At 50.3% G+C, this 14,297-nt stretch carries 12 protein-coding genes; 3 read left to right on the forward strand and 9 right to left on the reverse strand.

Annotated elements, in window-relative coordinates; all coding sequences use genetic code 11:
- Positions 1-52: 52 nt before the first annotated feature.
- Complete coding sequence (pfkA, locus tag IC617_RS15730; protein ID WP_191145941.1) at positions 53-1,015, reverse strand: 6-phosphofructokinase; 963 nt, start codon at positions 1,013-1,015, stop codon at positions 53-55.
- Between the two features lie 408 nt (positions 1,016-1,423).
- Between pfkA and IC617_RS15735 the strand changes: the two genes are divergently transcribed.
- Positions 1,424-1,777 carry a MaoP family protein gene (locus IC617_RS15735; RefSeq protein ID WP_191145942.1) on the forward strand — a complete coding sequence of 118 codons (354 nt, stop codon included), beginning with the start codon at positions 1,424-1,426 and terminating at the stop codon, positions 1,775-1,777.
- A 74-nt stretch (positions 1,778-1,851) separates the two neighbouring features.
- Here IC617_RS15735 and ppgK read toward each other — a convergent pair whose 3' ends face one another.
- The 8 genes from ppgK to IC617_RS15775 all read right to left on the reverse strand — a co-directional run bounded on the left by ppgK (position 1,852) and on the right by IC617_RS15775 (position 10,111).
- Complete coding sequence (gene ppgK / locus IC617_RS15740) at positions 1,852-2,622, reverse strand: polyphosphate--glucose phosphotransferase (protein WP_191145943.1); 771 nt, start codon at positions 2,620-2,622, stop codon at positions 1,852-1,854.
- A gap of 9 nt (positions 2,623-2,631) precedes the next feature.
- A complete protein-coding gene (locus IC617_RS15745) occupies positions 2,632-3,105 on the reverse strand; it encodes an NfeD family protein (protein WP_191145944.1) in 474 nt (157 codons plus the stop codon).
- A 2-nt stretch (positions 3,106-3,107) separates the two neighbouring features.
- Positions 3,108-4,022, reverse strand: coding sequence for an SPFH domain-containing protein (locus IC617_RS15750; RefSeq protein WP_191145945.1), 915 nt, complete (start codon positions 4,020-4,022; stop codon positions 3,108-3,110).
- A 195-nt stretch (positions 4,023-4,217) separates the two neighbouring features.
- Complete coding sequence (gene galK, locus IC617_RS15755; protein WP_191145946.1) at positions 4,218-5,381, reverse strand: galactokinase; 1,164 nt, start codon at positions 5,379-5,381, stop codon at positions 4,218-4,220.
- The gene (locus IC617_RS15760) at positions 5,381-6,436 is read right to left on the reverse strand and encodes a UDP-glucose--hexose-1-phosphate uridylyltransferase (protein WP_191145947.1); all 1,056 of its coding nucleotides are present in this window, start codon (positions 6,434-6,436) and stop codon (positions 5,381-5,383) included. The genes galK and IC617_RS15760 overlap by 1 nt, the downstream gene beginning before the upstream one ends.
- Positions 6,437-6,448: 12 nt before the next feature.
- Complete coding sequence (gene galE, locus IC617_RS15765) at positions 6,449-7,465, reverse strand: UDP-glucose 4-epimerase GalE (RefSeq protein ID WP_191145948.1); 1,017 nt, start codon at positions 7,463-7,465, stop codon at positions 6,449-6,451.
- 222 nt (positions 7,466-7,687) lie between these two features.
- Positions 7,688-8,542 (reverse strand): transporter substrate-binding domain-containing protein, encoded by an 855-nt coding sequence (locus IC617_RS15770; RefSeq protein ID WP_191145949.1) that lies wholly within the window; start codon positions 8,540-8,542, stop codon positions 7,688-7,690.
- A 291-nt stretch (positions 8,543-8,833) separates the two neighbouring features.
- Positions 8,834-10,111 carry an oligosaccharide MFS transporter gene (locus tag IC617_RS15775; RefSeq protein ID WP_191145950.1) on the reverse strand — a complete coding sequence of 426 codons (1,278 nt, stop codon included), beginning with the start codon at positions 10,109-10,111 and terminating at the stop codon, positions 8,834-8,836.
- Between the two features lie 389 nt (positions 10,112-10,500).
- On the opposite strand from IC617_RS15775, the gene IC617_RS15780 reads away from it, so the two are divergent.
- Both IC617_RS15780 and IC617_RS15785 read left to right on the forward strand, forming a co-directional pair.
- Complete coding sequence (locus tag IC617_RS15780; RefSeq protein ID WP_191145951.1) at positions 10,501-11,586, forward strand: glycoside hydrolase family 117 protein; 1,086 nt, start codon at positions 10,501-10,503, stop codon at positions 11,584-11,586.
- A gap of 116 nt (positions 11,587-11,702) precedes the next feature.
- Positions 11,703-14,168 (forward strand): glycoside hydrolase family 2 TIM barrel-domain containing protein, encoded by a 2,466-nt coding sequence (locus IC617_RS15785; RefSeq protein ID WP_191145952.1) that lies wholly within the window; start codon positions 11,703-11,705, stop codon positions 14,166-14,168.
- Positions 14,169-14,297 lie beyond the last annotated feature (129 nt).

Genomic DNA, 14,297 nt, shown 5'->3' on the forward strand with positions numbered 1-14,297 from the left:
ATAAAAAAGCTCCCATACAGGGAGCTTTTCAAAACATGAGAGCGATTCTGGTTTAGAACAGCTTCGCAGCGGTTAGGTACAGCTCTTCATCAAAGACGCGGCGCTTGTTCTCAATGGCGTCAATGATGTCGTGGTGTACTAACTCACCTGAAACAACACCAACACAACGGCCGCCGTGGCCATTAATTAGTAGATCGACAGCGTAAACGCCCATACGGCTCGCCAGAACGCGGTCAAACGCTGTTGGCGCACCGCCACGTTGAACGTGGCCAAGAATCGTTGCTCGTGTTTCACGGCCGGTACGAGCTTCAATTTTCTTCGACAACTGGTGAACATCGGTGATGTGCTCAGTGACCACGATAATCGAGTGTTTCTTGCCATTTTTGATGCCTTTGACGACATCTTCAATCAGCTGAGTTTCATCATATGGCTTTTCAGGAACGATGGCGTACTCGGCACCACCGGCAATCGCAGCGGCCATGGTCAAATCGCCACAGTAGCGACCCATCACTTCGATGACAGAGATACGATTGTGAGAGCTAGAAGTATCACGCAGGCGGTCAATGGCTGAAATGACACAGTTCAGCGCCGTCAGGTAACCGATTGTGTAATCAGTGCCCGGTACGTCGTTGTCAATGGTGCCTGGCAAGCCGATACATGGATAACCCATTTCAGTCAGACATTTAGCACCCATGTAAGAGCCATCACCACCGATCACAACCAAGGCTTCGATGCCGTGTTTGTTGAGGTTTTCGATGGCTTTTTGGCGTACCGCTTCGTCTTTGAATTGCGGGAAGCGAGCAGAGCCCAAGAATGTACCGCCACGGTTGATAACATCTGATACTGAACGACGGTCCATTTTCTCGATCCGATCTTCGTACAGACCCAAGTAACCATCATAGACGCCATAGACTTCTAAACCTTCTGACAATGCAGCCCGAACTACTCCGCGAATTGCGGCATTCATGCCAGGCGCGTCACCGCCGCTGGTTAGTACACCAATCTTTTTAATCATGGGTTTCCTCTGTCCTGTATTTCAAAATCTTGTCTGCCTGATAGCTGCCAACCGAGTTGTTTAACGGTCACGCCGCGCACTTTAGGCCACCAACTATTGTGTGATTGACGGTGGCTATTGCGTTTGGCTCTAGCAGTATAGGACGTTCTTTTCGTATTTTTGGTGGCGTTATTGTAATAATTTCTTGAGATAGATCACCCTGATCTGCTTGATCTGGTTCAACTAAGCTTCGAATTCTGCGGCGAAAGGCTGCTGGCGCAAGGCTTTCACGGCTGAAAAAAGTTCCGCCAAGACGTGAATTCGGGCAACTTTTTCGCTTATTCATAAATTTTTCTTTTGACAAATAACGTATGCAACATTATTTCTGATTTTGATCCGTCAACGGTGTTTTTTGGAGATTCAGTTACTATGTCTCAAGAGATGCGGATGACGCTGAAAAAGCGTTTTCAAGATTTTCGAAACTATCCCTATGGGTTTTCTCGTTCTGGCGATTTTTCACTGAAAGAAAGTCAGGTGTTGGAGCAGCATGGCAAATTAGCAGCGGCTTTGGCTGATGATTTAATCACACCAGAAACCGACGAGGAGCAGCGCTTACAGGCGGTGATTCGTGGCGAATTGAGCGCAGAATCGGCTCTGGAGAAAGTCTGGATGAAGTACCAGAAGCGCATCAACCGGCCTCATGTCAGCGCGTTGTCTGCCAAGACCACACGCAATGATGATGACGACGACGATGATGACATCGTCATTGATGATGATGATTAGTCAATTGATGTAGACCACAACAGCCAGCAATTGCTGGCTGTTGTCTGTTCACGTCGTGCGTCGATCGCTGGGCATTAACCCGGCAGTTGCGTCATATCTAACGATTGATGACTTTGCGATGCCAACACTGCGGCGCCGATGATGCCTGCTTGGTTGAGCGATTTGGCTGGTGTTACTTGCGCGGCTACATCAATCGCATCGGCAAATTTGTCGAATTTTTTGCTGGCGCCGCCACCGAGAATAAAGGCATCAGGCCAAAACAATTGCTCCAGCGTAATCAGGTATTTATTAAAACGCTTCGCCCATTCTTGCCAATCCAAATCGTCACGCTTGCGAGCGGCATCAGAAGCGCGATGTTCCCATTCACGGCCTTTGTTATCGAACAGGTGACCCAACTCGGTGTTAGCAACAAGCTCGCCGTTATTGAACAGCGCGGTACCGAGCCCTGTGCCAATGGTGACCATAAACACCACGCCATCTAAATCTTTACCGGCGCCAAATTGCATTTCCGCTAGACCAGCGACATCAGCATCATTACCGACGTAACAAGGCAGATGAGTGGCTTCACAAAAAATCTTTTGGACATTGACGCCACGCCAGCTGTCATCGATGTTGGCGGCGGTTCTCGCGACGCCATGCTGAATCGCTGCCGGAAATCCGCAGCCCACCAGGCCATGCCAATGAAGCTGGTCGCAGATCTCGGCCACGGTTGCCGCCACCGCTTCTGGGGTTGCAGGCTGAGGGGTAGGAATACGTAATCGCTCGCTAATCAATTCACCAGTAGTTACATCCACCACGGCGCCCTTAATACCTGAGCCTCCGATATCAATACCTAAAACCTGCATGTTAGTTTCCTATTGTTTTTGTTCGACTATTTTTACCAAGAGCGTATTGCTTCGCTGCCCCGTTATTTCCACTTGAGTGCCCGCCTTGGCAGTCTCTCCGGCAGGGAGCTCCACTTGCCATTCGCTATCACCCAAATGAATTCGGCTGCGGCCGTTTTCAACATCCTGAGTCAGGGACGCTACTTTGCCCTGATGGCGGCCAACCTGCTGATTTAAGTCGGGCTGGCTACTACGAATGTTGGCTGGATTGTAAAAGCGGCGGCCAATAACCAACATGAGCATGGTCAAAGCAGCGAAAGTTAGCAACTGAGCGGTCCAGCCAAGTGGGATCAACCAGTGGAGCAGTGCCACTATCAGTGCTGCTAGCCCTGGCCACAACAACCAGCTGGTTGGCAGGACCACTTCCAGCACCACCAAAATGATGCCGGCGATGGCCCAGTCTGAGGGCTCCATTTGTTTGAGCCAATCGATAAGTAGCATCATGATCACTTACCTGTTGATTTCAGCAGCTCTCTAACGCCTTCGACGGCACCTAAGATGCCCGAGGCTTCCAGCGGCAGCATCACCACTTTTTGATTTTCTGCTGCGGCAATGTCTTTGAGCGAGTCGACATACTTTTGCGCGATGAAGTAATTGAGCGACTGCGGGTTACCCTTGGCAATGGCATCGGACACCATGCGTGTCGCTTCGGCTTCGGCTTCGGCTTGTCGCTCTCGGGCCTCGGCATCGCGAAATGCGGCTTCTTTGCGGCCTTCGGCTTCGAGGATCTGCGCTTGCTTTTCACCCTCTGCACGCAGCACTTGGGCTTGTCGTTCGCCTTCGGCCTCAAGTACCGCCGCACGCTTGTCACGCTCGGCTTTCATTTGATTGGCCATCGCTTCAACCAAATCGGCAGGTGGGGCAATGTCTTTGATTTCGATACGGATGACCTTAACACCCCAAGGCTCGGCGGCGCTGTCGACCACTGCTAGCAAGCGCGAGTTAATTTCATCGCGCTCCGACAGCATTTTGTCCAGCTCCATGGAGCCTAAAACGGTCCGGATATTGGTGAGCGCTAAATTGCGCAGGGCATGTTCTAGGTGGTTTACCTCGTAGACTGATTTCGCAGCATCAATCGGCACAAAAAATAACAGCGCATCAATACTCACCATGGCATTGTCAGAGCTGATGATTTCTTGCGAAGGAATTTCAAGTACCTGTTCCATCATATTGACCTTATGGCCCACTTGGTCGACAAACGGCACGACAAAATGCAGCCCAGGTTTTAGCGAGCGAGTAAATTTGCCAAACCGTTCGATGGTGTATTGATAGCCCTGGCGGACGGAAACAACACCGGAATACACCAGAAACAGGACGAAAACTGCGATAACTAACGGCAGCACAGGGAGTTGATCGAGCATATTAGTTCTTCCTTGATTTGATTGGATATTTCTGACTTAGCCTAGCTTATCTTGGCGGTCTTTTGTGGAACCTATGTTGAAAATTGGCAAGGAAGTTGGTTGGCTTTTTGTAACAGCGGATAACAAAAAAGCGAATGCTCCAAGGAGCATTCGCTATTGATCACAACCAGCTGTGACTGGTGGCCCAGTGGGTTGTTAGCCGATGCGGCCGGCGCCTGCCATGGCAGAGCAAATATAGAAGTCTTCTTTCAAACCCGTTTGTGCTTGATAGTTTGCCGCGACAGCTGCGCGGACTGGTTCGACTAAGTCATTTGGCACGAGCGCGACAATACAGCCGCCAAAACCGCCGCCGGTCATCCGCACGCCACCGCGCTCGCCAATGGTTTGCTTGACGATATCAACCAAGGCGTCGATTTCGGAGGTGGTGATTTTGAAATCATCACGCATTGAAGCATGGGAGGCCGCCATTAAGCTCGACAACGCTTTCAAATCACCTTGCTCCAACGCTTCGACCGACTCCAGTACCCGCGCATTTTCTGTCACCACATGACGGGCGCACTTGAACACATCAGCCGCTAGTTCGGATTCTTTGGCCAGTAGTTCGTCCTGGCTCAGCTGGCGGAGGCTGGCTTTACCGAAGAAGCTAGCTGCCTGCTCACATTGTTGGCGGCGCTTGTTGTATTCGCTATCGACTAAACCGCGCTTTTTGTTGGAGTTAATGATCACCACATTCAATTCAGCGGGCATTTTCACCGACTTAGTGGCAAGGCTCTCGCAATCAATCAACAGGGCGTGACCCGCTTCGCCTTTGGCAGAAACCAGCTGGTCCATAATGCCGCAAGCACAGCCGACAAATTCGTTTTCTGCTTGCTGGCCATTAAGGGCAATTTCTTGCTGCGATAAATCAAGCTGATACAGCTCTTTAAACACTTGCCCGAGGACAACTTCAAGGGCCGCAGATGAACTTAACCCAGCGCCTTGCGGGACGTTGCCAGAAAAAGAGATATCGGCACCAGCAAATTGATAACCGCGAGCAAGCAGACATTTGATCACGCCACGGACGTAGTTGACCCACATGTTGCCGTCATGAAATTCAATGTCGTCGGCAATGGAGAACTGATGAACTTCGTTGTCGTAATCAACCGATTGAATTCGAATGATGGCGTCATCGCGCTTTGATGCAACCGCGACAGCCTGATAATCAATGGCGCAGGGTAACACAAAGCCATTATTGTAATCGGTGTGCTCGCCAATCAGGTTGACGCGACCGGGCGCTTGTACCGTGAGAGCAGGTGATGCACTAAAAGCGGCTTCAAATGAGCGGGTTACAGCATCGATAAGTTGTTGTTGACGGGTCATTAGCGAGCCTCCAAATAATGTACATCACTCACATCGCGCAGCCTCTGGGCCGCTTGTTCGGCGGTGAGATCACGCTGTGATTCGGCCAGCATTTCGTAGCCAACCATGAATTTTTTCACTGTCGCACTGCGCAACAGTGGCGGATAAAACAACGCATGTAGTTGCCAGTAGTCGGCATTTTGCTGCTCTACGAACGGCGCATAATGCCAGCCCATGGAATAAGGGAACGAGCACTGAAACAGGTTGTCGTAGCGGCTGGTTAGCTTTTTCAGGGCAACGGCCAAATCATTTTTTTGGTCATCGTTGAGATCGCTCATCCGCGCCGCTTTGAATTTCGGCATCAACATGGTTTCAAATGGCCATGCCGCCCAATAAGGCACCACCGCGATCCAGTATTCAGTCTCCACCACAGTGCGCTCTTTGCGGTCGCTTTCACGCAGTGCATAGTCAAGCAGTAAGTTGCTGCCATGTTTGTCGAAGTGGGCTTTGAGGTGGCGATCTTTAATGGCAATTTCGTTGGGTAAAAAGCTGTTGGCCCAAATCTGACCGTGTGGATGAGGCTGCGAGCAGCCCATCGCGGCTCCCTTGTTTTCAAACACTTGCACCCACGCGTAGTCCTGACCCAACTCTTCAATTTGCTCATTCCACGTATTGATAATGGCGCGGATCTTGTCGGTGCCCAGCTCTGGTAGGGTCTTGCTGTGATCCGGCGAGAAACAAATCACTCGGCTCAAACCACGGGCGCCCTGGCTGACAAACAGCGGATCGTCCGATGCCGGTGCATCTGGCGAGTCGGTCATCAGTGCCGCAAAGTCATTGTTAAAGACATAGGTTTCGGTGTAATCGGGATTTTTATCACCGGAGATGCGGGTATTACCGGCACACAGAAAACAGCTCTCGTCATAGCTTGGCGAGTCTGTCTCCGGTAGCGCTTCATTCTGACCGCTCCAAGGGCGTTTCGCGCGATGTGGCGACACCAACACCCATTGTCCGGTGAGTGGATTAAAGCGACGGTGCGGATGTTCGGTCGCATCAAATTCAATTTGTTGGGTCATGACTGTTCTCGCTTAGTCAGAAAAACCGTTGGGGTAGTTGGATTGCCAGCGCCAGGTATCGGCGGTCATCTCGGCAATGCCATATTGGGCCTGCCACTTGAGATCGGCTTTGGCTTTGCTCGGATCGGCCCAGCATTCGGCAATATCGCCAGGGCGACGCTCGCAAATTTGGTATTTGATTGGATGGCCGCACGCGTCAGAAAAAGCGGCAACCATTTCCAGTACGCTGGTACCCGTGCCGGTGCCTAAGTTGTAGATATGCACACCGGCCTTGTCAGATACATGTTGCAGCGCTGCGATGTGACCATCGGCTAGGTCCATCACATGAATGTAGTCGCGCACGCCGGTGCCGTCTTTGGTCGGGTAGTCGTTGCCGAATACTGCCAATTGTTCACGTCGGCCAACGGCAACCTGAGCAATAAAGGGCATTAAGTTATTAGGAATGCCCTGAGGATCTTCGCCAAGCAAACCGGACGGGTGAGAGCCAACTGGGTTGAAGTAACGCAACAGGGTGATGCTCCAGTCCGGATCGGCGATGTGGAGATCTTTCAGGCACTCTTCGACCATGTACTTGCTGCGACCATATGGATTCGTGGTGGCGCCAGTCGCGGTTGTTTCTCTAATGGGAATTTCTTCCGGATCACCGTAAACCGTTGCTGACGAGCTGAAGATAATCGACTTGATGCCGGCAGCTTTCATCTCCTGAACCAGCGCTAGGGTACCGTAGACATTGTTTTCGTAGTACTCCAGCGGCTTTTCGACCGACTCTCCGACGGCTTTCAGTCCAGCAAAATGGATCACTGCTTTGATGTCATGCTCGGCGAAGATCGATTGCAGCAGTTGGCGATCACGAATGTCGCCCACATAGTACTGCACATCCTGATCGAGAATTTTCTTTAAGTGGCTGACGACGCCGAGTTTGCTGTTGTGCAAATTATCCAGCACCACTGGGGTATAGCCAGCGGCAATAAGTTGTACACAGGTATGGCTGCCAATGTATCCAAGACCACCAGTTACCAGTACTTTCATGTGTGAGCTCCAGTTCTCGTCGCATTGCAAATTAAGCTGGCAGGGGCTGGGTAATGCCTGTTGCGAGCTTGCTGAAGACAATTTCAACATAAATAATTCGATTGGTAAACCAAATAGTTTTATAGATTGACCAATGTCAAAATTGTTTAACCAGATAGCCGGAAGCAAGTCCTGCCGAAAGACAAAAAAGGACAGCTGACGCTGCCCTTTCGAGGTTACTTTTTAGAGCTTTCGCTGCGGATCGAGCCACAACTCTTTACGTGATAGCGGAGCATCGGCAGGTAGTGAATGATTGGCGATGCGGATGATGTTGCGGCGATCAATTTGGGCTAGCTCCATGGCACTGGCAATCACCTTGGAGCCATAGAACATTTTATCAAAGCTACCGTCGGCAATCGCGGCCTCTAGACCTTGCTCTAAGGCGCGATGTAATTCGCGATTATTCTTGTCGACGTACAAATACATCGCCATGGGATACTGCAATACGACACCGTTTTCGACGGCTAAATTCAGATCGTTATGGGTTTCAACAACCTCCCAAATTTCATGCATGGCCAGCGGCAGGTAGTCAAAGCGGCCGCCATCGACCATATAAAACAAACTCTCGGCTTTGACCGGCTTCACTACTTCCAAACCAGCGGTTTCTAAAATTTGGGTGTCGCCCCAGAAGCGGCCCAAACCGGCGGTTAATTGCTTGAGTTGATTGAGACTGTTGATGCCGTTAAAACGGTGCTGTGCATTCTTTTCGATAACAAATAAGCGATAGCCTGCTAATCCTTTAAACAAAGGAATCTTGACGGCTTCTAATTCGCCCTGCAGTTCAGTGCTGGCGCCGGCCCACATGACACTCATGTTGCCGTGTTTTACTTCTTCCTTCAGCCGATTCACGCTCAACCATTCGTTCGCTGCATTCATCTGGTAGCGATAGTTGGACTTCTCAAAAGCTAACTTCATTAAGTCAACGACAAGCTGATCACGCTCGCCAAGTATAATCGGCGTGGTGACATTGCTATTGGCTTGACTCATGGCGCTAAATAGAGCGACCAGCAGGAACGTAACGTACTTTTTTATGGTCATGGTTGTGTAACTCCCCAGAGTGATGGACTGTCGATGTCATCCTGGACTGGCGAAGCATGAATGCTGGCTTCTGCCGCAGTCCCGTCCCTGGGAACAACGTAAACTTAAAAATAATATTGCAAAATGTTAACAATCTACATTGATTCAATAAAGTGATGACAGCGTTTTTTGCTACCTTGATCAAGAAATAATCGACTTGGATTAGGGCCTGTTGGCGAGTGGTTAGCTAGCCAGCCTGTGGTCGCTGCGAAAGCGAACCACTGGCTGACCCGTGCTGGAATTGTGGAAAGATTAAGCTGCAGCAGTTTCTGGCTGTTGTTCTGGCTCAGGCTCAACCGCTTTGCTTTTCGAGCTGAGCGTAAAGCAGGCGACTAACGTCGCAGTCAGCGAAAACAGGCCAAAGTAGATATAGCTCATGGCAAAACCATGGACATCGTACATGTTGCCCATGACCGGCGAGGCAATGGCAGTAAACAGGTTATTCACCACCTGAAAGCCGAACATATAAGTGAAGGAATTCACTTTCTTATCAAATTGCTCCGCAACATAGGCAAACACCGACACCATCAACAACGGGTTGGCAACGCCAAACATCAATTTACCAGCAATGGCGAGATATAAGTTTTGTTCGCCTAAGCCGGCAATTCCCATCATAAACATGAACGAGGTGATACCCGCGGCGGTGACAATTAAGCTACCTTTGGCGCCGATACGGTTAATCAGGAAGGGCACGCTGGCGCTAACAAAGAACAGAAAGACGGAGCAAATACCGTCCATGGTTGAACTAAAGGCGATCCCCGCTTCTTGGGTTTCAAAAAAGCTAATGAAGTAGCGGGTGAATTGTGTGGTCGAGGTCCAGAACACCACCGAAATGGTCGCCGCGTAGGTCATAAAGGCCCACATTTTGGGATTCTTAGCCAGCTTAATGACGTCTTTAGGGGCAATTTTCTCTTGCGATAGCACCTCATTCTCAACGTCATCGAGATGGCGTACCTTCAAGCTCCAGCAAAACGCCAGCATGATAAATGCTGACACGGAAGCCGCGTAGAACATCAGATCTGGGTTGATGTTATAGAGCACGCCCGCCAGTAACGCGGAGACGCCCCACGAGGCAATACCAAAGCCATTCACCAAACCGAAGTCAAAGCCGTGACAGCGAGCAAAGCGGTCACAGTAAGAAGCAATCACGCCGCTACCTGCCTGGAACAGCATCCCGAGATACAGCGAACCGAGAATCACGCCATACATAAAGGTTGAGTCGTTGGCTAGCAGCGGAGCATAGACGTACAGGTAAAATGGCCCAATCATCAGTGCACACAGGGCAATGAAATAGACCAAATGCTTTTTCAAGCCGAGCTTATCGAGGATGTAACCGAAAAAGGGCTTAAATAAAATGGCTAGACCGGTTTGAAAACCAAACAGAATGCCGATTTGAGCGCCATCAATGCCGACGCGATCATCCAGCCATACTGCGAACAATGAACCTGAGGTCAGCGACCAGAAGAAGTTATAGAAAAAGTACATCAGGCAAGCTTTGCCCATGGCCACTTTATTTGAATCGACGCTCATCTAGCGACTCCTATTCGCAGCGCTTCACTATCTCAGTGAGTGAATGCTGGTAAACCAATAACCTGAAAAGTTGAAGGGACTATACATATTTGTCAACCAATTGTAAGTGATGCAGCTAACAAAATACTTCTAAATTGAGTGGTGAAGGGCTTTTTTGAGCCATTGTTAAGCTATTTTTGTTAACAATGTTCGTGTGTTTTTATGATGGTTGAATCGCCATCTTGTTTTGGTTTGTCTTAATTTTATTGGTGTTGCGGCGATAAACGTGCATCTCGTCACTTTTCTATCGGAATTAAAAAGAGTAGACTTGCTGGCAATTAGCTATACCAATTGATTTATTGGTTAACCTTTAATTAGGTAGCACTCATCAATTTATAAACGAGGTAACCATGGATACGACCAACAAGAAGCTGAGTTTGGCTTCCAAGCGCGCCATTGAGCGAGGCTACGATTCAACCGGCCCTGAGTGGTTCATTGAGTTTGGTGTTGAAGAACTAAAAGGCGACTTTGCCTATGAAGAAGGCGTGATCCGTCGTGATCCTTCGGCGGTGTTGGAAGTTGATGGCGTCTACCACGTTTGGTACACCAAAGGTGAAGGTGAGACCGTTGGTTTCAACTCGGATAACCCGGAAGACAAAGTATTTCCATGGGACTTGACCGAAGTGTGGCATGCCACCTCTAGCGATGGTGAAACTTGGAAAGAGCAAGGCGTGGCGATTGCTCGTGGCGAAGCCGGCCGATTTGATGACCGCGCGGTATTTACCCCAGAAGCACTAGCCCATGACGGCAAGTTCTATTTGGTCTATCAAACCGTTACCACGCCATACACCAATCGTCAGTACGAAGAAATTGCCATTGCTTGGGCGGATTCACCGTTTGGACCTTGGCACAAGTCAGATGCACCGATTCTCAGCCCAGAAAAAGACGGCGAGTGGGATGGCGAGCAGGACAACCGTTTTGCAGTGAAATCAAAAGGTAGCTTTGACAGCCACAAGGTTCACGACCCTTGCTTAATGTTCTTCAACAACAAGTTTTACCTGTACTACAAGGGTGAAACCATGGGTGAAGGAATGAACTTTGGTGGCCGAGAAATCAAGCATGGTGTCGCTATTGCCGACAACATCCTCGGTCCTTACACCAAAAGCGAGTACAACCCTATTTCCAACAGTGGCCATGAAGTTGCTGTGTGGCATCACGCTGGCGGTATTGCCTCACTGATCACTACTGATGGACCAGAGAAGAATACGGTTCAATGGGCGCCCGATGGGATTAATTTCGAGATTAAATCTCACATTAAAGGCGCACCAGAGGCGTTGGGCATCTTCCGCTCTAACGACAGCTCTGAGCAGCAAACGCCAGGTTTGGAATGGGGCTTGTGCCATAAATACGACCCATCTTGGAACTGGAACTATATCTGTCGTTACAAGGTGAAGCGCCAAATTCTAGGTTTTGATACCTACCAAAATACCAACTAAGCCCGCGCCTTAGTTGAACGCTATTAGCCAAGCCGTGAAAAACCCCGGCTTGGCTTTGCGCTTTTGCTCGCCCTGAGCCGCGCACCTGTCTTTTCTGCCCGATCTTTGAGGATGCCATGTCTCACGCTCAATACTCGATTGCGAACTGTCGCGAACAACGTTGCTTTAATTCCAATTGGCAATTCCAATTGGCCGAACAACCCAAGGATCAGGATTGGCGCGACGTCACTCTGCCCCATGATTGGAGTGTGGAGCATCCATTCTCCGAGGAGTTAGAGGGCTGCACCGGCTATCTGCCCGGCGGCATTGGGTGGTATCAGAAGCGCTTTCAGCTGCTCGGCTTAGGCTCAAATCAACGCGCCATATTGGTGTTTGATGGGGTCTACAATCACTCAGAAGTGCGCTTGAATGGCACCACGGTGGCCACCCAAGTCAGTGGCTACGCGCCTTTTGTGGTTGATATTACCGAGCAATTGAATGCTGATGGGAATGAGTTGTTGGTCAAAGTTGACCGCACGCGGATTGCTGACAGCCGTTGGTACACCGGCTCTGGCATCTACCGTGACGTGAAGTTGGTGGTGCTGTCTGATGTCCATGTGCCGGTTTGGGGTAATTTCATTCACTGCCAAGACATTAGCCCGCAACAGGCCAATGTCATCCATGAGCTGCAGTTGAACAATGATCGCAGCACCGAGGTCGCTGTTGAGCTGCAGTTTGATGTGATGAGCAAAGCCTCCGAAAAGCTCGTTGCATCGGTTAGTCAGCAGTTGACGCTGCAAGCAGGAGTGCAGGGGCAATCGACAGTGCTGCAATTATCGCTGAGCAACCCTGAGCTGTGGTCAACGGCCGAGCCGAACCTCTATGTTGGCAAGACCAAGTTGTTAGTCGATGGCCAGTGTGTCGACCAATTTGATACGGTATTTGGCATCCGTGACATTCACTTCTGCCCCAAAACCGGTTTTCATTTAAATGGCCAAGCACAAAAGATTAAGGGCGTTTGTTTGCATCACGATGCTGGCCTAGTCGGTGCGGCGATCCCAGATGCGGTTTGGGCGCGCCGTCTCAATATTCTCAAAGCCGGCGGCATGAATGCGATTCGAATTGCCCACAATCCGGCATCCGATCGACTGCTGACGCTGTGCGATGAACTTGGCATTTTGGTGCAGGATGAGTTCTTCGATGAGTGGGACTTTCCGAAAGATAAGCGCAGAAACATGAATGAGCAGCACGATGATTATGTCTCGCGCGGCTACGCCGATTATTTTCAGGACAATGCCGAGCAGGACTTGCGCACCTCGTTGTTATGCCATCGTAATCACCCATCGGTCTTTATGTGGAGTATTGGCAATGAGATTGAATGGACTTACCCGCGCAATGTCGATGCCACCGGCTTCTTTGATGTCGATTGGAGCGGCAATTACTTTTGGAGTTTGCCACCGAATTCACGCGACCAAATTATCGCCAAACTCAAAGAGCTGCCCGCCCACCAATACGACATTGGCGAAACCGCACAAAAGCTGGCGAAGTGGACCAAGGCACTAGACGCCACCCGACCGGTGACCGCCAATTGTATTCTGCCATCGGCCAGTTATGAATCTGGTTATGCCGATGCGCTCGATGTCATTGGTTTTAGTTATCGTCAGGTGGTGTTCGATTATGGCCACCAACATCATCCGCACTTACCCATTATCGGCAACGAGAGCTTGCCCCAATGGCACGAGTGGAAAGCTGTGATGGAGCGTCCCCATGTCTCAGGTGTGTTCCTCTGGACCGGCATTGACTACATGGGCGAAGTGAATGAACAGTGGCCTACCAAAACACTGGCTTCGGGCTTGCTTGATACCGCCGGCTTTGGTCGCGCGCCTTATTACTTGTACAAAACGTTATGGACTGAGCAACCCATGGTTCATATGGAAACTCAGGTGCTTGATGACGAACACTATAGTGCCGATCTGAGCCAATTCACGGCGGAAGAAAAAGATGCCGAAGCCTGGAAAACCAAAGTATGGATTTGGCCTAAACTCAATCGCCATTGGAATTACGCCAGCAATCAAACCATTTTGATTCAGGGATTCACCAACTGTGATGAAATGGAATTATTCCTCAATGGCATGAGTTTAGGTGTTCGTCAGTTGGCCAGCCAAGACGACCGCATTCTCAAGTGGGCCGTGCCATATGAGCAGGGCGAGCTGAAAGCCATTGGCCGCACGGACGGTAAAGTGGTGACGGAACAAGTATTGCGTTCAGCCGGCATCGCCTCGGATATTCGGATTCAGACCTGCGCCAGTGATGCTGATTATCAGGATCAACAGGTGCGCCATTTGGTCCTTGATTTGGTCGACGGCCAAGGCCAGCCGATTTGTCATCAGGAAACCAAGTTCAGCGTGACCACTGATGATGCTGCACAAGTGGTCGGCGTCGATAACGGCGCGCCTGCGAGCGTCCAACCCTTCCAGAGCAATTGCATTGAAACTGCCGATGGTCGAGCCTTGGTGTTGATTCGTCTATTAGAGCCTGGCAAAGCAGCCAAGGTGACGGTGCAGTCAGATACTGGTTTGAGCCAAACCGTTACGTTGCAGTAGCAGGCACTGCGGCAATGACCCAAGGGCACCACTTCGGTGCCCTTTTTGTTTGTGAGTTACAAAAAAAAGCCCTGGCAGAGGGACCAGGGCAAAACCACAATCGGGGTATTTTTCACAAGGGTGGGGTGG

The organism is Neiella litorisoli (assembly GCF_014773395.1).
Lineage (GTDB): Bacteria > Pseudomonadota > Gammaproteobacteria > Enterobacterales > Neiellaceae > Neiella > Neiella litorisoli.

Bases quoted from the DNA above. Each gene is read 5' to 3' on its own strand.
- IC617_RS15745 (WP_191145944.1), bottom strand. From the start codon at position 3,105: ATGATGCTACTTATCGATTGGCTCAAACAAATGGAGCCCTCAGACTGG.
- IC617_RS15735 (WP_191145942.1), top strand. From the start codon at position 1,424: ATGTCTCAAGAGATGCGGATGACGCTGAAAAAGCGTTTTCAAGATTTT.
- IC617_RS15770 (WP_191145949.1), bottom strand. From the start codon at position 8,542: ATGACCATAAAAAAGTACGTTACGTTCCTGCTGGTCGCTCTATTTAGC.
- pfkA (WP_191145941.1), bottom strand. From the start codon at position 1,015: ATGATTAAAAAGATTGGTGTACTAACCAGCGGCGGTGACGCGCCTGGC.
- IC617_RS15760 (WP_191145947.1), bottom strand. From the start codon at position 6,436: ATGACCCAACAAATTGAATTTGATGCGACCGAACATCCGCACCGTCGC.
- galK (WP_191145946.1), bottom strand. From the start codon at position 5,381: ATGACCCGTCAACAACAACTTATCGATGCTGTAACCCGCTCATTTGAA.
- IC617_RS15775 (WP_191145950.1), bottom strand. From the start codon at position 10,111: ATGAGCGTCGATTCAAATAAAGTGGCCATGGGCAAAGCTTGCCTGATG.
- galE (WP_191145948.1), bottom strand. From the start codon at position 7,465: ATGAAAGTACTGGTAACTGGTGGTCTTGGATACATTGGCAGCCATACC.
- IC617_RS15780 (WP_191145951.1), top strand. From the start codon at position 10,501: ATGGATACGACCAACAAGAAGCTGAGTTTGGCTTCCAAGCGCGCCATT.
- IC617_RS15785 (WP_191145952.1), top strand. From the start codon at position 11,703: ATGTCTCACGCTCAATACTCGATTGCGAACTGTCGCGAACAACGTTGC.
- ppgK (WP_191145943.1), bottom strand. From the start codon at position 2,622: ATGCAGGTTTTAGGTATTGATATCGGAGGCTCAGGTATTAAGGGCGCC.
- IC617_RS15750 (WP_191145945.1), bottom strand. From the start codon at position 4,022: ATGCTCGATCAACTCCCTGTGCTGCCGTTAGTTATCGCAGTTTTCGTC.